This is a genomic window from Kutzneria sp. CA-103260, from assembly GCF_018263855.1.
Taxonomy (GTDB): Bacteria; Actinomycetota; Actinomycetes; order Mycobacteriales; family Pseudonocardiaceae; genus Kutzneria.
On sequence record NZ_CP073318.1, the window covers coordinates 11,110,409 to 11,124,528 of the forward strand.

13 protein-coding genes are annotated in these 14,120 nt (G+C 71.3%); 6 read left to right on the forward strand and 7 right to left on the reverse strand.

Annotated elements, in window-relative coordinates:
* Positions 1-53 precede the first annotated feature (53 nt).
* The 6 genes from JJ691_RS49945 to eccCa all read right to left on the reverse strand — a co-directional run bounded on the left by JJ691_RS49945 (position 54) and on the right by eccCa (position 7,191).
* A complete protein-coding gene (locus tag JJ691_RS49945) occupies positions 54-773 on the reverse strand; it encodes a hypothetical protein (RefSeq protein ID WP_211766363.1) in 720 nt (239 codons plus the stop codon).
* 1 nt (position 774) lies between these two features.
* On the reverse strand, positions 775-2,034 hold the full coding sequence (locus tag JJ691_RS49950; RefSeq protein ID WP_211766364.1) for a WXG100 family type VII secretion target: 1,260 nt from the start codon (positions 2,032-2,034) through the stop codon (positions 775-777).
* Positions 2,025-2,390: a hypothetical protein gene (locus JJ691_RS49955; RefSeq protein ID WP_211766365.1), complete on the reverse strand. Its 366-nt coding sequence runs from the start codon at positions 2,388-2,390 to the stop codon at positions 2,025-2,027. Before JJ691_RS49955 ends, JJ691_RS49950 begins: the two co-directional genes overlap by 10 nt.
* A gap of 74 nt (positions 2,391-2,464) precedes the next feature.
* Positions 2,465-2,767, reverse strand: a complete 303-nt coding sequence (locus JJ691_RS49960) for a hypothetical protein (protein ID WP_211766366.1) — start codon at positions 2,765-2,767, stop codon at positions 2,465-2,467.
* Positions 2,768-2,783: 16 nt separating this feature from the next.
* Positions 2,784-3,143 (reverse strand): WXG100 family type VII secretion target, encoded by a 360-nt coding sequence (locus JJ691_RS49965; protein WP_249227551.1) that lies wholly within the window; start codon positions 3,141-3,143, stop codon positions 2,784-2,786.
* 133 nt (positions 3,144-3,276) lie between these two features.
* Positions 3,277-7,191: a type VII secretion protein EccCa gene (gene eccCa / locus JJ691_RS49970; protein ID WP_249227552.1), complete on the reverse strand. Its 3,915-nt coding sequence runs from the start codon at positions 7,189-7,191 to the stop codon at positions 3,277-3,279.
* A gap of 228 nt (positions 7,192-7,419) precedes the next feature.
* Between eccCa and JJ691_RS49975 the strand changes: the two genes are divergently transcribed.
* Genes JJ691_RS49975 through eccD form a run of 6 tightly spaced genes read left to right on the forward strand, consistent with a single transcriptional unit; the run spans position 7,420 to position 12,822 of the window.
* On the forward strand, positions 7,420-8,160 hold the full coding sequence (locus JJ691_RS49975; RefSeq protein WP_211766368.1) for a WXG100 family type VII secretion target: 741 nt from the start codon (positions 7,420-7,422) through the stop codon (positions 8,158-8,160).
* A 14-nt stretch (positions 8,161-8,174) separates the two neighbouring features.
* Entirely contained in the window at positions 8,175-9,221 is a 1,047-nt protein-coding gene (locus JJ691_RS49980) for a WXG100 family type VII secretion target (RefSeq protein WP_211766369.1), read from the forward strand.
* Positions 9,218-10,657: a WXG100 family type VII secretion target gene (locus JJ691_RS49985; RefSeq protein WP_211766370.1), complete on the forward strand. Its 1,440-nt coding sequence runs from the start codon at positions 9,218-9,220 to the stop codon at positions 10,655-10,657. Before JJ691_RS49980 ends, JJ691_RS49985 begins: the two co-directional genes overlap by 4 nt.
* Positions 10,651-11,121 carry a hypothetical protein gene (locus JJ691_RS49990; protein WP_211766371.1) on the forward strand — a complete coding sequence of 157 codons (471 nt, stop codon included), beginning with the start codon at positions 10,651-10,653 and terminating at the stop codon, positions 11,119-11,121. Before JJ691_RS49985 ends, JJ691_RS49990 begins: the two co-directional genes overlap by 7 nt.
* 10 nt (positions 11,122-11,131) lie before the next feature.
* On the forward strand, positions 11,132-11,464 hold the full coding sequence (locus JJ691_RS49995; protein ID WP_211766372.1) for a YbaB/EbfC family nucleoid-associated protein: 333 nt from the start codon (positions 11,132-11,134) through the stop codon (positions 11,462-11,464).
* Entirely contained in the window at positions 11,461-12,822 is a 1,362-nt protein-coding gene (gene eccD, locus JJ691_RS50000) for a type VII secretion integral membrane protein EccD (protein ID WP_211766373.1), read from the forward strand. The genes JJ691_RS49995 and eccD overlap by 4 nt, the downstream gene beginning before the upstream one ends.
* 57 nt (positions 12,823-12,879) lie before the next feature.
* Here the strand turns inward: eccD and JJ691_RS50005 are convergent, their stop codons facing one another.
* On the reverse strand, positions 12,880-13,971 hold the full coding sequence (locus JJ691_RS50005) for a type VII secretion protein EccE (RefSeq protein WP_211766374.1): 1,092 nt from the start codon (positions 13,969-13,971) through the stop codon (positions 12,880-12,882).
* Positions 13,972-14,120 lie beyond the last annotated feature (149 nt).

A 14,120-nucleotide genomic window follows, 5' to 3' on the forward strand; every position in this document is an offset into this window, starting at 1 on the left:
CGGGTGTGCCGGAAACCGACATTCGGTGTGACGGAGAGCGTGACTCGCGGGGGTCAGGCGAGCAGGGACTGGTAGGAGGTGGCGGTCTGGGTGTCGCCCTGCTGGTAGTTCGCCGAACTCGACTGCACGCCGGTGGCCAGGGTGGAGGTCCGGTTGAGCTGGGCGGTGATCCGGGTGGCCAGCGATTCCACCAGCTTGGCGTGCGCCTCGGCGGCCTGCTGCGACTGCGGCAGGCCGCCGAAGGCGGTCGAGGCCGGTTCGGGGGATCCGACCTCGCCCTGCACGGACCGCAGCCGCTGGGCCTGGGCGGCCAACTCGGCGGCCACCTGGTCCAGGGCGCGCGGCGCGGCCCGGAACGAGGTGGGGGTGGCGCCACCGGTCGCCGGGCCGCTGGTGACCTGGCCGCTGGCGGTCCTCGCCTGGTTCAGATAACTCCGGTACGCCCCGTTGGTGTACGTCGACCAGGGCCGGAAATTGGTGCCCTGATGGGAAATGGCGTACGCGTGCCGGGCGTTCACCGCCGGGTCGGCGTTGGCCTGGGCGTTGCGCAGCGCCTGCTCGGCGGCGGTGCCGTGACCGGGGTTGAGCGACCGGATCTGCCACAGCCCGACCGACGGGCCCCAGGTCCCGGTCTGGAGGTTCACGTCGCCGTGGATGCCGGTGTCGCCGTGGGACTCGGCCAGCGCGACGGCGACGGCGGTGTTCAGCGACTCGCCGCGGAAGCCGGCGTCGTAGGCGTGCTGGGCGATCTCGCGAGCGCTGATCGTGGGCATGTCAGAGGTCCTCGCCGATCACCGACGGCGCGACGGCCGACGATTCGCCCCACACGTCCTCGGTCTCCACCAGCCACGGCGGGATCCGCCGGCCGCCGCCCATGTCCCCGGCGCCGGCCCCGTTCATCGGCATCATGGGCATCATCGGGGCCATCGCCTTGCTGGCGGCGGTGTCCGCGACGGCCGCGCCGAGCGCGCCGCCGGCGATGTCGGCGGTCGGCCCGGAACCGCCGGACACCATGCTGGCGTCGGCCGTCGGCACGGATCCCGTTGCCCCGCCGCCGATTCCGCCGCCACCGCCGCCGATCCCGCCGGGAAGCTTGCCGCTGAACGATCCCGAACCGGCCGTGTCACCGAGCTTGGCGCCGGCCGGGGTCGTCGACTTCTCGTCCGTCTTGGGCTTCGCGAAGCCGGGCACCTTCGGCATGATCGAGCCGAACCTTCCGAACGCCGCCGCCGACGCGGCGGCCAGGCCGGCGGTGAACATGCCGCCGAACAACGGAGAACTGGTCTGCTGCTGGCCGGAAACCGGCGTGCCGCCGCCCACGGGCAGCGTGGTTGTGGTGCCGGTGGCCACGTTCACCCACGACGAGGCCCCGGTCGACGCGATCGGCACCGCCGCGGATCCGGTGTCGGACTGGGTGGTCGTCGGCGTGCTGCCGCTGGGCACCTGCTCGGCGTTGGGGGACGGCGGAATCGAGTCCTGCGCCGTCGTGTAGTCGCCGGCCAGCGCCTGCATCACCATCACGGCCTCGGCGTGCGCGGCGTTCGAGGCCGCCGCGGCCTGCTGCTGGTCGCGCACCTGCGCGACGGCGGCCGCCTGCTGTTGCTGCATCTGGGCCACCACCTGCGGCGGCGTGTCGGCCTGCACCTGGATCTGCGTGGTGGCAAGGCTCATCACCGACGGCGACACCTGCGGCACGTTCACCGGCTTGGGCATCTTGGCCCGCGCGGTGACCAGCGCCTCGCCGGCGTCGTGGGTCAGGTCGCGCATCGCGAACGCGGTGTCGGCGACCTTGCGGATGCCGTCGGCCAGGTCGCTGATCATCGACTGGTACTGCTGGGCCGCGCCGCCCTGCCACTTGTTCTGGAAGCCCGACAGCTGCGACTGGAGGTCGTTGGCCTTGTCGTGCAGGCCCTTGCCGGTCGTGTCCCAGGTGTCGGCCGCCTCGGTGACCGTGTCCGGGTCGCTGGCGAACAGCATCGTGTAGAGCTGCTCGTGGCTGTACTGCGCGAAGTTCGTGTGTGGGGTCATGTCCATGTCGAGCCCCCCTGGGCCGAGTCACCCTGGGCATCCGCGTAACCGGTCGCCACCTGCATGCCGCTGGCGAGGTCGGTGTCAAGCTGCTCGTAGCCGGTGGCCACGGTCTTGGTCACGTTCTCGGCGAACTCGATCGCCTGGCGCACCTGGTCGAGCAGGCCGTGCATCTCGGCCACCGCCGCCTTGGTGCGCGTCGCCAGCCCGAGCGCCTCGCCGAACTCACCCAGCAGCACCGGCGCCCCGGCCAGCTGCGTGAGCTGGTCCATCGGGCCGCCCATGCCGTCCAGCTGGGTCTGCAGCTCGCGGGCGAAGTCCGTCAACGACTCCAGGTGGACGGAGAACGACTGGTCCCACATCCCTGGTCAGCTCCCCAGATAGTCGTGGCGACGGCGGCGGTCCGGCGCACACGCCGGACCGCCGCCGCCGGGGGTCACGCGAAGTACTGCGTGTTCTTGTTCTCCAGCGCCAGCTGGAGGTCGTGCGCCTCCATCACCTTGCCGCCGAACTGGCCGACAATGGTGGCGATGTCGTTGGTGGCGTTGCGCAGCCGCGTCTCGGCCTGCTCCGCCGCCTGGCCCGCCGCGCTCCCCGAGGCGTACCAGGTGGCCTTGATCGGCTGGAGCGAGGTGTGCAGCTGGTCCAGGTACTCCTGCAACGCCTTCGCCTTGGCGGCCAGGGTCTGCGAGCTGACCTGGAGCGCCGCGAAGTCGACGCTGATCTGGTCGGCGGTCATCGTGTGCTCCCTCGGGTCAGGCCAGCGATCCGCCGGTCAGGCGGCCGAAGACCGCGCCACCGGCGTCGACGTTGTTGGACAGGCTGGTCAGGCTCTGGGCGACCGTGCTGTCACCGCTGCCGTAGTTGTGGAAGCTCTGGTTCACCAGGTTCGACATGGTGTCCAGCTCGGAGCTCGCCGTCCGCATCTTGTCCTGGAGCTGGGTGTGCAGCTGCCAGAACGCGGTGGCCTGGCTGCCCTGGTAGTGGCTCAGCGCCGAGACCAGGTCGTTCTCCAGGTCCGACATGGTCTTCTTGGCGTTCGCCGCGCACTCCTCGAAACCCTGGACCGCTCGCGTCATCGCCGCTGCGTCGGCCTTGAAGCCGGGGCTGCTCACGGGCCACCTCCTCTCGCTCGACTGCTCATCCGTCACCGACAACGCTAGAAACCTTGAGGCTTAGAGCAAACGGCACAACTACCAGGTCGGGTGACGGCACTATTACCCACAGGTCGGGCCTCGACCGCCGGCGCTACTCCGACATCGCCACCTGCACAAGGGAAGTCCGGGAACGCCGGCGGACCAACTGGCCACGGCCGGGCGGCTGGGAGGTGGGTTTGGCGTCGCCCAACAAGATCCCTTCCTCCGGCGAGCCGGACAGGACCAGGCCGGGTGAGCCGAGTTCACGGACGCGTTGCACGAGGGGTTCGAACAACGCGCGGGAGGCGCCGCCGCTGGCCCTTGCGATGATCAGGTGAAGGCCGACGTCCCGAGCCTGGGGCAGGTAGTCCATCAGCGGGGACAGGGGATTGCGGCCGGGATTGGCCACGAGCTCGTAGTCGTCGACGATGACGAACAGCTCCGGGCCGGTCCACCAGGTGCGTTCCCGTAGCTGCTCGACGGTCACCTCGGGCCCGGGAAGGCGGGTCTGCATGGCGGCGGCGGCCTCGGCCACCAGGCCGGTGACGGCGTTCTCGGCGCCGGCGTAGCCCAGCAGGTGCGGACCGGTGACGGCGTCGAGCAGGCCCCGCCGGTAATCCACGACGATGATGGCGGCCTCGTTGGCGGTGTACCGGGCGGTGATGCCGTTGGCGATCACCCGCAGCAGGTTGGTCTTGCCCGACTCGACGTCGCCGAAGGCCAGGAAGTGCGGCTCGGCGGCGAAGTCCAGGTGCACGGGCTTGAGGTCGGCCTCGGCCAGCCCGAGGGGCACGATCTTGCCTTCGCTGCCGGAGACCTCGGCCAGCGGGACCTCGCGCGGCAGCAGGCGGACCGGCGGGGCGGGCGGACGGGTCCAGGCCTTGGTGACGGCCTCGACGAAGGAGGTGGTGCCGGCGGCCAGGGAGCCAGGACGCTGATCGCCGTCCACGCGGGGCAGTGCGGTGAGGAAGTGCAGCTTGTCCTTGGTGAGACCGCGACCGGGAGCGCCGGCCGGCACGTTCTGCGCGGCCCGGCGGTCGATCGACGAGTCGGCGGGGTCGCCCAGCCGCAGCTCGAACCGGGTGCCGGCGGCGTCGCGCAGCTGCGGCCGCACGCCCATCCACCAGTTGGCCGAGACGACCACGTGGATGCCGAAGCCCAGGCCCCGGGCGGCCAGCCCGATCACGGCCTGCTCCAACGCTTCCTGCTCCTCGCGCAGTGTCGCCCAGCCGTCCACGACCAGGAACACGTCGCCGAACTCGCGGCCGTCGGCGCTCTCGGTGAACTCGGCCCGCCGTTGCCGGAACGTGGTGATCGAGTCGATTCCGTTGGCGGCGAAGAAGAGTTCCCGCTCGGCCAGCAGCGTCGTGACCTCGGCGACGACCCGGCGGCAGCGCTCGGGCTCGCGGCGGGTGGCGTAGCCGGAGGTGTGCGGCAGGCCGGAGATCGGCCGCAGTGCGCCACCACCCATGTCCAGCACGAAGAACTGGGCCTCGGCTGGCGTGTGGGTCAAGGCCAGCACGCCGATCAGCGTGCGCAGCAACGTGCTCTTGCCGCTCTGCGGCGCGCCGACGACGATGGCGTTGCCGGCGGCCCCGGACAGGTCGGCCCACAGCAGATCCCGTCGCTGCTCGAACGGCTTGTCCACGATGGCGATCGGCACGATCAGCCGGCCGTTGCCGCCCCAGCCGACCGGGCACAGCCCACGCTCCGGGTCCACGCCCAGCGGCGGCATCAGCTGGTCCAGCGTGGGCGGCTCGCCCAGCGGCGGCAGCCAGATCTGATGCGCGTCAGGTCCCTTGCCCTGCAACCGCTCCACGATCGTGCCCATGATCGTCTCACCGGTGCTGGGCTGCTCCGGCGTCTGCGGCGCGGTGATCACTTCAGGAATCGGCGTCGGGGCAAGGGTGAACGGCAGCACCGCCCGGACCTGGGCCGGGCCGGCCTCGACGACGCCGCGAGGCGGCAGGTCGCCGGACACGAACGCGGCCTTGAACCGGATCAGCGTCTCGGTGTCCACGCGCAGGTAACCCGAACCCGGCACCGGCGGCAGCTGATGTGCGTCGGCGACGCCGAGCACCGACCGGCTCTCCGAGGCGGAGAACGTGCGCAGGCCGACCCGGTAGGACAGGTGCGAGTCGAGGCCGCGCAGCCGACCTTCCTCAAGCCGCTGCGAGGCAAGGAGAAGGTGGATGCCGAGGCTGCGGCCGAGCCGGCCGATCATGACGAACAGGTCGATGAACTCGGGCTGGCTGCTCAGCAGCTCGGAGAACTCGTCGATGATCACCAGCAGCGACGGCAGCGGATCCAGGGTCGCGCCGTCCATCCGGGCCCGCTCGTAGTCACGCACGGACGCGTAGTTGCCGGCCGCCTTCAGCAACTCCTGCCGGCGGACCAGCTCGCCCTTGATCGCGTCGCCCATGCGGTCGACCATCGACAGGTCCTCGGCCAGGTTGGTGATCACCGCGCAGGTGTGCGGCAGGCCGGTCATGCCGGCGAAGGTCGCGCCGCCCTTGAAGTCGATCAGGGCCAGGTTCAGCTGCTCCGAGGAGTGCGTGGCGGCCAGGCCGATGACCAGCGTGCGCAGCAGCTCCGACTTGCCGGAGCCGGTCGCGCCGATCACCAGGCCGTGCGGACCCATGCCGCCCTCGGCCGACTCCTTGAGGTCCAGGTCGACCGGCCGACCGTCGGGGTCGACGCCGATCGGCAGCCGCAGCCGCTCCCGGGCGGTGCGGCGGCGCCACGTGACATCCGTGTCGAGGTCACGGGGATCGCCGATGCCGAGCAGGCCCGGCAGCCCGAAGTTGGCCGCCATCGGCGATTCCGCGACCACCGGCGAGCCCTGGTAGAGCGGGGCGAGCTGGCGGGCCAGGGCCTCGGCCGAGGCGTGGTCGAACCGGTCCGGGCGGCCCAACAGGGCGATCCGCCGGTCGCTGTCCTCGCCGACGACCATGCCCAGCCGCTCGCCGGCCACGTGCAGGAACAGGTCGTGGTCCGGGGTCTCGTCCGGGATGCCGCCGCTGACGTCGATCACCGTGACGGCCTGGCGGCCGCCGGCCGCGGTCAGCCGGCTGTCGTCGGCGGTGCGGCCGCCGTCCAGCACGACCACGATGTGCTGGTACTCCGGGGAAGTCGTCTTGCTGAAGGCCGGCCGCTCGCCCAGGTCGGCCCCGAGCAGGTCGGCCAGCGCGCCCACCCGGTCGGCCACCAGCCGGGTCGGGCCGGTCGGATCGCCGGTCGTGCCCTGGTTGTGCGGCAACCACTTCGCCCACTCCCAGTCCCGGATCCGGTCCGCCGGCACGCAGAACGCGATACGCAGATCGGTCGGGGAGTGGAAGGCCGCCAGCTGGGCCAGCACGGCGCGGACCAGGTCCAGCACCTGCCGCCGGTCGCCGGTCACGGTGATCCGCGCGAACGAGCGCAGCGAGATCGCCACCGGTAGGTCCTGCACCGTGGCGTAGGCACGGATGAAGTGTCGCAATGCCGTGGAGGAGACCGGATCCAGGTCCTCCAGCGGCACGGTCTGCGGCGCACGCAGCGGCGTGGCCAGGCGCTGTGGGCCGGCCCCGACGCGGACCTTGCCGAACGCCGGGTCCATCCGCCGCCGCTCCCACAGCCGGCCGCGCTCCACGAACGCCCACAGGTCGACCGGCTCCGGCTGGGCCGCGGTCAGGGCGATCCGCTGCCGCTCCGCCACTTCCCGCACCTGGCCGCGCAGGCCGGTCAGGTAGCGCTGGTAGTCCCGCCGCTCCTCGTTGATCTGCGCCTTCTTGGCCGCCCCGCCGCGGGCCAGCGACATGATCACCATGCCGGCCATGGACACCGCGAACAGCGCGCCGAAGACGTAGGTCATCACGCCGCCGCTGCGTCCGATGTAGACGAACGACATGGCTCCCATGCCGAGCATCATCGGCAGGAAGAACAGCAGCTGCACCGCGCCCTGGTTGGAGCCCTTGGGCAGCATCGGCGGGGACTGCAACACGATCTCGCCGGTCGGTGGCTCCAGCCTGGTCTGTACCGCACTCACCACGGCATTCTGCCCAGAGAAGGGTGATCGGTTTGTGGGTACTTTTGCCGTCACCCTGCCCCACTTCATGCAGGGAAGGACGCCTTACCCGCGTTGAACGAGGGTAAGGCGTCCTTCCCTGCACGGGGACTCGTGCCGGCGGCACAGTGGGTAATTCTGCCGTCTGGATCGCCGCCGCATCCGCTCTACTCTCCGTCTGACAAGGTCGCCGACCAGGGAGGGAGTGGGATGGACACCGGTCAGTACGAGGTGCGCCCGGAGGCCATGCGGTCCGCGGTCGGCAACATCGGCGGCATCATCATGCAGACCGTCAACGCCGTGCTCGACCTGGAGAAGCTGGTGTTGGCGCCGACCTCGTTCGCCATGATCGGCGACGCGGTGGCCTCGGGCAACGTGGCGATGCAGGCGCAGCAGGTGGCCGCGATGCAGTCGCTGCTCAAGGGCCTGCAGGCGGTCAACGATCTGATCAAGAAGAGCGCGGACGCCTACGACGAGGCGGACCGGGCGGTGGCGCAGGGATTCGGCGGCAGCCCGTCGGCCGGCACGGCCAACACGGCCAGCCTGTGGTCGAGCCCGGCGGCCGGTCTGGTGGCGGCGCAGGCGTTCAACGACAGCGTCGGCGGCGCGGGCGATCCGCACTCGGTGGCCAACGTGCTGGACTACCTGGGCCACGCGGGTCTGGGCCACGACTCGTCGGCCGGCCAGTTCGCCCACGACAGCACGGGTTTCGCCAACTGGCTCGACGCCAGCCCCGACCACCAGGCCCAGGTCGGCGTGATCGGCGTGTACTCGGGTGTGGCCCGAAACCTCGGCGACATCCCCGGCGGCGTGCACGCGGGCGACGTGGTGGTGGTCAACTCCACCATCGGCGTCGCCGGCACCGGCGGCCAGCTCTACAACCACGGCCTGCTCACCCCGGACTACGGCGGCCTGGCGATGGTCCGCGTCTACCGTCCGATGCCGGCCTGACAGGAGAGACCACCGTGCTCACGTTCCCGAACTCCAGCGCGATGGACGCGACGGCGAGCTCCGGCGGGCCGATCACGTTCCTGCCGCGCATCGTCACCGGCCAGCCCGAGCAGATCGCCGCGCACGTGACCCAGGTGCTGGCCAAGGCCAAGCAGTTCGTCACGCTGATGGACGACTTCGCCAAGGCCGAGAAGCAGCTGTCCCAGGTGTGGTCGGGCGCGGCGTCGGAGACGGCGCTGAAGAAGATCACCGACTCGCTGCAGTCCTTCGAGAAGATCATCAAGGTGGTGCAGGAGGGCGCGCAGCTGCTGGGCGTGGCCAGCACCCTGGTGAAGTCCGCGCAGACCGCCTACACCTCGGTGGTCTCGGCGGTGAACCCGACGGTCGCGGCGCTGATGTCGAACCCGTGGACGCACGCGGCGGCGGTCGCGCTGTCCACCGCCACCTCGGCTTCGCTGCGCGGTTTCATCGAGGCGATCGGCGGCCTGCTCAAGACTCTGGGCCTGACCAATCTCGGCGCGGAGCTGACCACGCTGGCGTCGATCATCCAGGAGCTGGAGAAGCTCTTCGGCAATAACAAGTCGGCCTCGGCCTCGACGCCGTCCGGGACCACGCCGTCGACCACGACCGTGACCAGCAACCCGGTGACCGCGCCGGTGACGCCGCCGCCGGTGGCCTCGGCCAGCGGCCAGCAGGTCACCTCGACGCCGACCGTGCCCACGGTGAGCACGCCGACGACGACCGCGCCGACCGGCACGCTGCCGACGACTTCCACTGTGTCGCAGCAGAATCCGTACAACTACACGCCGCCCGCGCTCGGCGGGGCCACCCCGGGCACGGCGGACACGTGGATCCCGGTCGACCCGCCGGCCGGGTCCACACCCGCCACCCCCGCGCCCAGCACGCCCGTGGACACCGGCGTGATCAAGGTGACCACCACGATCGGCGCCGAGTCGACCACCGTGGAGATCCCGACCGGTCACAACGCCCAGCTGGACGTGGACATCCCGGTCAACGGCCAGCACGTCACCGAGCACATCTCGGTCACGGGCGCGTCGTGACCGACATCTCCGGGGTCGTCACCTCGGTCCTCAGCGGCTACCTGAACGTGCTGGACCAGTGCGCGCAGCAGGTCACCGGCGATCCTTCGGCGCTGCAACAGCAATCGCAGCGGCAGAACGACGAGGCCACGCAGCTGGCCGCGGTGTCGACGGAGATCTCCAGCTGCGCCACGAAAAGCGACGCCAGCTGGCAGGGCACCGCGCAGCAGGCCTTCAAGTCGGCGGCCGGTGTGGTCACCAAGGACATCGACGACGTCACGCAGCAGCTGAAGACCGAGGCCCAGCGGCTGTCGATGACGGCGAGCGCGATCCAGACGACGATGTCCGCGATGGACACCGTGCGCGGCGAGTTCCTCCAGTACGCCAAGGTGCTCATCGACGAGGCGCGGACCGCGGCGAACGGGTCCGAGCAGGCGTTCCTGAACGCGGCCCAGCAGCTGGGCGAGTCGGCGGTGAAGTCGGCGACCGCGCTGCGCCAGCGGCTGGCCGACGCGCTGACCCAGCTGTACGGCCTCAAGCCGGAAACCGCGGAGCCAGCCGAGAACAAGGACGAGAAGAAGGAAGACGACGAGGGGCCGGGCAAGGTCAAGGTCGACCTGACCCAGCTGAAGAAGGGCCCGCTCGAGTGGATCGGCGACGAGATCCTGGACGGGCGCAAGCGGCCACGGTCGGTGCCGTCCTGGTTCGCCAACTCCGGCTGGTACAAGCTCACCGAGGACGGCTTCACCGGCACCCGCGCGCCGAAGAAGGACGATACGCCGTTCGGCGACGCCGAGCTGCCGGAGAACGCCACCACCGGCCAGAAGCTCTGGCACAGCACGGACATCACCCTGCTCAAGGGTGAGGGTGTGATCGCCGACGACAGCTACGGCGGCAAGATCGGCGACAACGTCGACGAGGCCCACGCCTACCTCGGCCCGCGCGCGACCTGGGACGGGGCGGCGCTGGTGCACGGCGGCGAGTTCCGGCTGGACGGCAAGGTCCAGGGCACGCTGGCCGATGTCGGCGCCAGCGGGGCGCTGACCGACGGCGTGGTCACGGCCAAAGGCGATGTCGACGCGTACGTCGGCGGACAGCTGGCCGGTCACCTCGACGGCAGCAGCCATGGCGTCGCCGCGCACCTGGATGCCTTTGCCGGAGCCAAACTCAGCGGCTCCGCCGGGGTCGACGTGGCCGGCATCGGAGTGGGGGCCAAGGGCGAGCTGGAGGCCGGCATCGGCGCGCAGTTCGACGGCCAGGCCACCATGGACAACTGGCACGTCAAGGTGAACTTCAAGGTGGGGGCGGCGCTCGGGGTCGGCGCCAGCCTCGGCGCGAACATCGACGTCGACCTGCCCAAGGTGTACGAGACCGCGTCGCACTACGGTCATGAGGCGTACGAGTCGGTGAGCAACACGGCGTCGCAGGCGGCGCGGGCGATCGGATCGGTATGGTAGAGCTGCCGCTGGGCGTGGACGTGCCGGACGGCTGGGTGCCCGTCGACCCGGCCGAGGCGGGCGCGCCGGGCGCGGCGCTGGTGGTCGTGCTGCCCACGCCGGAAGGCGAGTTCACGCCCAACATCACCGTCGGCGTCGGCGAAGTATCGTCCACTGTGGACATTCACGAAGCGGCCGACCAGGCCGTGCGGCGGCTGTCCGAGGTGGCCGACGAGCTGGCCGTGCGCAGCCGGCAGGACGTGGGCGGGGAGCCGACGCCCGGGGTGGCCCAGGTGATCGACCTGCTGGTCGGCGGGCAGCGGCTGGCCCAGTACCAGGTGCACCTGTCGATTCCGTTGCCGGCCGACGAGGGCCACGTGCCGGTGGAGATCGCCGGCACCTGCACGCCGTCGCAGGCCGACCGGGCGGTGCCGGACTTCCAGCGGCTGGTGGCCAGCTTCCACCTGCGCGCGGACGACGAGTGAGAGGCTGATCATGGACCTGGAGACCGGTGTCGACGTGCAGGGCCTGCTGGACCAGGTGCGGGCCCAGCAGGAGCAGGTGCAGCGCATCCAGCGTGGGGTCGAGACCCTGGAGGTCAAGGGCTACTCCCGTGGCAACGAGGTGACGGTGTCGCTGCGCGGCAGCGGGCGGTTCACCGACATCAGTATCGACCCGGAGTCGATGCGCCGCTACAACGCCCGCGACCTCGGGGACATGGTGCTGGAGGCGGTCAACGACGGGCTGCGCAAGATGGCCGAGGCCACCAGCGCCCGGTTCGCGCCGGTGATCGAGGCGGCCGGCCGGATGGAGCGGTTCACGTCATGATCTCCACGACGCGCCGGATCACCGTTGTCACTCCCCGGGCGCGTGTGGATGTCGCGCTGCCGGTGCAGAGCACGCTGGCCGAGCTGGTGCCGCAGCTGGTCCGCCTGTCCGGGGCCGAAGGCCAGGCGTCGCCGGACAATCCGGGCTGGGTGCTGTCCCGGCTCGGCGACTCGCCGTTCCCGCCGGGGCTCACCGTGGCCGCGATCGGACTGCGGGACGGTGAAGTGCTGCACCTGAGCCCGCGTGAGCGGCAGGTCGTGCCGCTGCTGTTCGACGACGTGGTGGACGCCATCGCCAGCGTCGCCGGGACCAAAACCGGGGCGTGGGCCGGGAACATCGCCCGCCGCTGCGCGCAGCTGGCGGCCGTGGTGGCGCTGCTGGGCGCTGCCGTGCTGCTGGCCGCCGGTCTTTCCGGCACGTGGTTCGCCCCGGCCGCTTGCGGCGTTTTCGCCCTGGTGCTGCTGTTCTCCGGCGGTGCTTTGGCCCGCGCTTACGGCGATTCCGGCTCCGGCGTGGCCTGCGCGGCCGCCGGCGTCGGCCCCGCTCTGCTGGCTGGTTTGACCGCTGTGCCGCCGTTCCAGGCGTCGCTGGAGGTTGCCTCGATCGCCGCCGGCCTGGCCGCCACGACCGGATATGGCGTGCTCGCCGCGGTTCTGTTGTCGGATCGTCTGCCGTGGTTCGGCGGCTTGGCCGTCGCCGCCGGCTTCGGCACCGTCGCCACCGCATTCGTGCTGCTGTCCGGGGTTCCCGTCGCCGGCCCCGCCGCCGTGCTGGCCGCCGTCGTCACGGCCCTGGCCGCGCTGGCCCCGATGTTGGCCCTGCGCCTGGGAAAGCTCCCGTTGCCCCGCGTCCCCGCCGACATCGACTCGTTCCGGGCCGAGGAGGAACCCACCCTCGGGCCCGATGTGATCGACCAGACCGCCAACGCCGAACGCATCCTCACCGGCTTGCTGGCCGCCTTGGCCCTGGCTGCCGTCGGCGGCGTCTTCGCCCTGCTGGCTGACGATTCCCCTTGGTCGGCGGCGCTTTCCGGCGTGCTGGGCCTGGTCTGGCTGCTGCGCTCCCGGTCCTACGCCGGCACCGCCCAGCGCCTCGTGCTGCTGCTGGCCGGCCTGGCCATGCTCGGCCGCCTCGGTGCTTGGCTGATCACCTGGCAGCACGGTGTCCTCGTGGCCGTCGCGGTGCTGATCGTCGCCGCCATCCTCTGCCTGGCCCACGCGACCCGTGTTCGCCGTGGCCACCGATCCCCGTACTGGTCCCGGATGATGGACATCGCCGAATTCCTCGGCCTCATCGCCATCGTCCCGTTGGTCGGCGCGGTGCTCAACGTGTACGTGGTCGTCCGCGGCATGCTCTGAATCGCACATGAGTGGCTGACTTGGCGCTGTCGGCCAGGTCAGCCACTCACGTGCGGTCTAGTCGGGGTTGGCCAGGGGGAGCGAGCGCAGCAGGGCGGCGGAGTGGCGGCCGGTGGTGGGGTAGAGGTCGCCGGCCAGCTGCTTGACCAGTGACTCGGGGCGGTGCCGGGTGTGCTTGGCGACGTAGCCGATACGCACGGAGACGCTGGTTTCCGTGGTGCCACGGGGAGTGCGGCGCAGCAGCAGCGACGTGCAGGTGAACTCGGTGCCGGGAACCAGCGTCCCCAACACTTCGGTGGCGACGCGGTGGCCGGGACTGAAGCACATCTGGGTGAGCCGGCCGATGGACCAGGTGCGCCACGTCTCCTCGACGGTGACGACGGGCCGCGCGCCGGGGGTGCTGCCGGCGAAGGCGCGGGGGTCGGCTCCCAGCGCCACCAAGAGGTCCTGACGGAGTTCGGGTTCGTCCAGGACGGCGGCGGACTGGCCGGCCTCGGCCAATCGTCCGACCAGACCAAGGGCAGCGCTGGCGGCGGCCCGGTCGGAGCCGGTGGAGCCGCCGCCACGGGCCAACGCGGCGCCGGGGGCGACGGAGGGCCGGTAGCGAAGGGCCAGCCAGTGGGTCCGCAGCGGTGCGGCGGATGTGGGTCCAGGGCCGGTCCAGATGACGAGCTGGGCCCCGGCGAGCGGAATGTCGGTGCGCCGCTGGGCCTCTCGCAGGGCGGTGATCACGGCGTCGAGCTCCGGCCGCACGCCGGAAGGCAGCCGCACCAAAGCGATCCGGTCGGCGCCGCTGCACGCGAGTCCGACCCGGTTGCCGGCGCGGTCGACATGCCGCACGACGGTCAAACCGGGCAGCACGGCCTCGATCGGGTCCGGCGACGGCGTCGGCTTGGCCCGCCGCAGGTACGCCAGCCGCACGCCGAGCCACTGGTAGAGGCACAGCCCGCCGCGCCGCACGGAAGTCGCCGCCACCATGAGCACGGCGGCGGCCGCGACCGCGATCGCGGTGACGTCGAAGGCCGGCAGGGTCATCAGCACGGCCAGCAGGGCGATCTGCCACACCGCGATCTGGCCGGCCGTGACCGGCCGCAGCCAGCGTGCCCTGGCTCGCGGCCTGACCTGCGTGCTCGTGTCGGCTACCGTCATGGCGCTGCGACGCTCCTTGCCCTTGTGTCCGGCAAAAGTGCCCGAAAATCCCGGAACTTGTCCTGGGCGACCCCCGCAGCATAGGTATGCTCGGGTCGCCCCGTACAGAGGGATTTCTTACCGGGCAAGGTGTTTCTAGGGGGCACGGG

Bases quoted from the DNA above. Each gene is read 5' to 3' on its own strand.
- JJ691_RS49945 (WP_211766363.1), bottom strand. From the start codon at position 773: ATGCCCACGATCAGCGCTCGCGAGATCGCCCAGCACGCCTACGACGCC.
- JJ691_RS49950 (WP_211766364.1), bottom strand. From the start codon at position 2,034: ATGGACATGACCCCACACACGAACTTCGCGCAGTACAGCCACGAGCAG.
- JJ691_RS49955 (WP_211766365.1), bottom strand. From the start codon at position 2,390: ATGTGGGACCAGTCGTTCTCCGTCCACCTGGAGTCGTTGACGGACTTC.
- JJ691_RS49960 (WP_211766366.1), bottom strand. From the start codon at position 2,767: ATGACCGCCGACCAGATCAGCGTCGACTTCGCGGCGCTCCAGGTCAGC.
- JJ691_RS49975 (WP_211766368.1), top strand. From the start codon at position 7,420: ATGGACACCGGTCAGTACGAGGTGCGCCCGGAGGCCATGCGGTCCGCG.
- JJ691_RS49990 (WP_211766371.1), top strand. From the start codon at position 10,651: ATGGTAGAGCTGCCGCTGGGCGTGGACGTGCCGGACGGCTGGGTGCCC.
- JJ691_RS49995 (WP_211766372.1), top strand. From the start codon at position 11,132: ATGGACCTGGAGACCGGTGTCGACGTGCAGGGCCTGCTGGACCAGGTG.
- eccD (WP_211766373.1), top strand. From the start codon at position 11,461: ATGATCTCCACGACGCGCCGGATCACCGTTGTCACTCCCCGGGCGCGT.
- JJ691_RS50005 (WP_211766374.1), bottom strand. From the start codon at position 13,971: ATGACGGTAGCCGACACGAGCACGCAGGTCAGGCCGCGAGCCAGGGCA.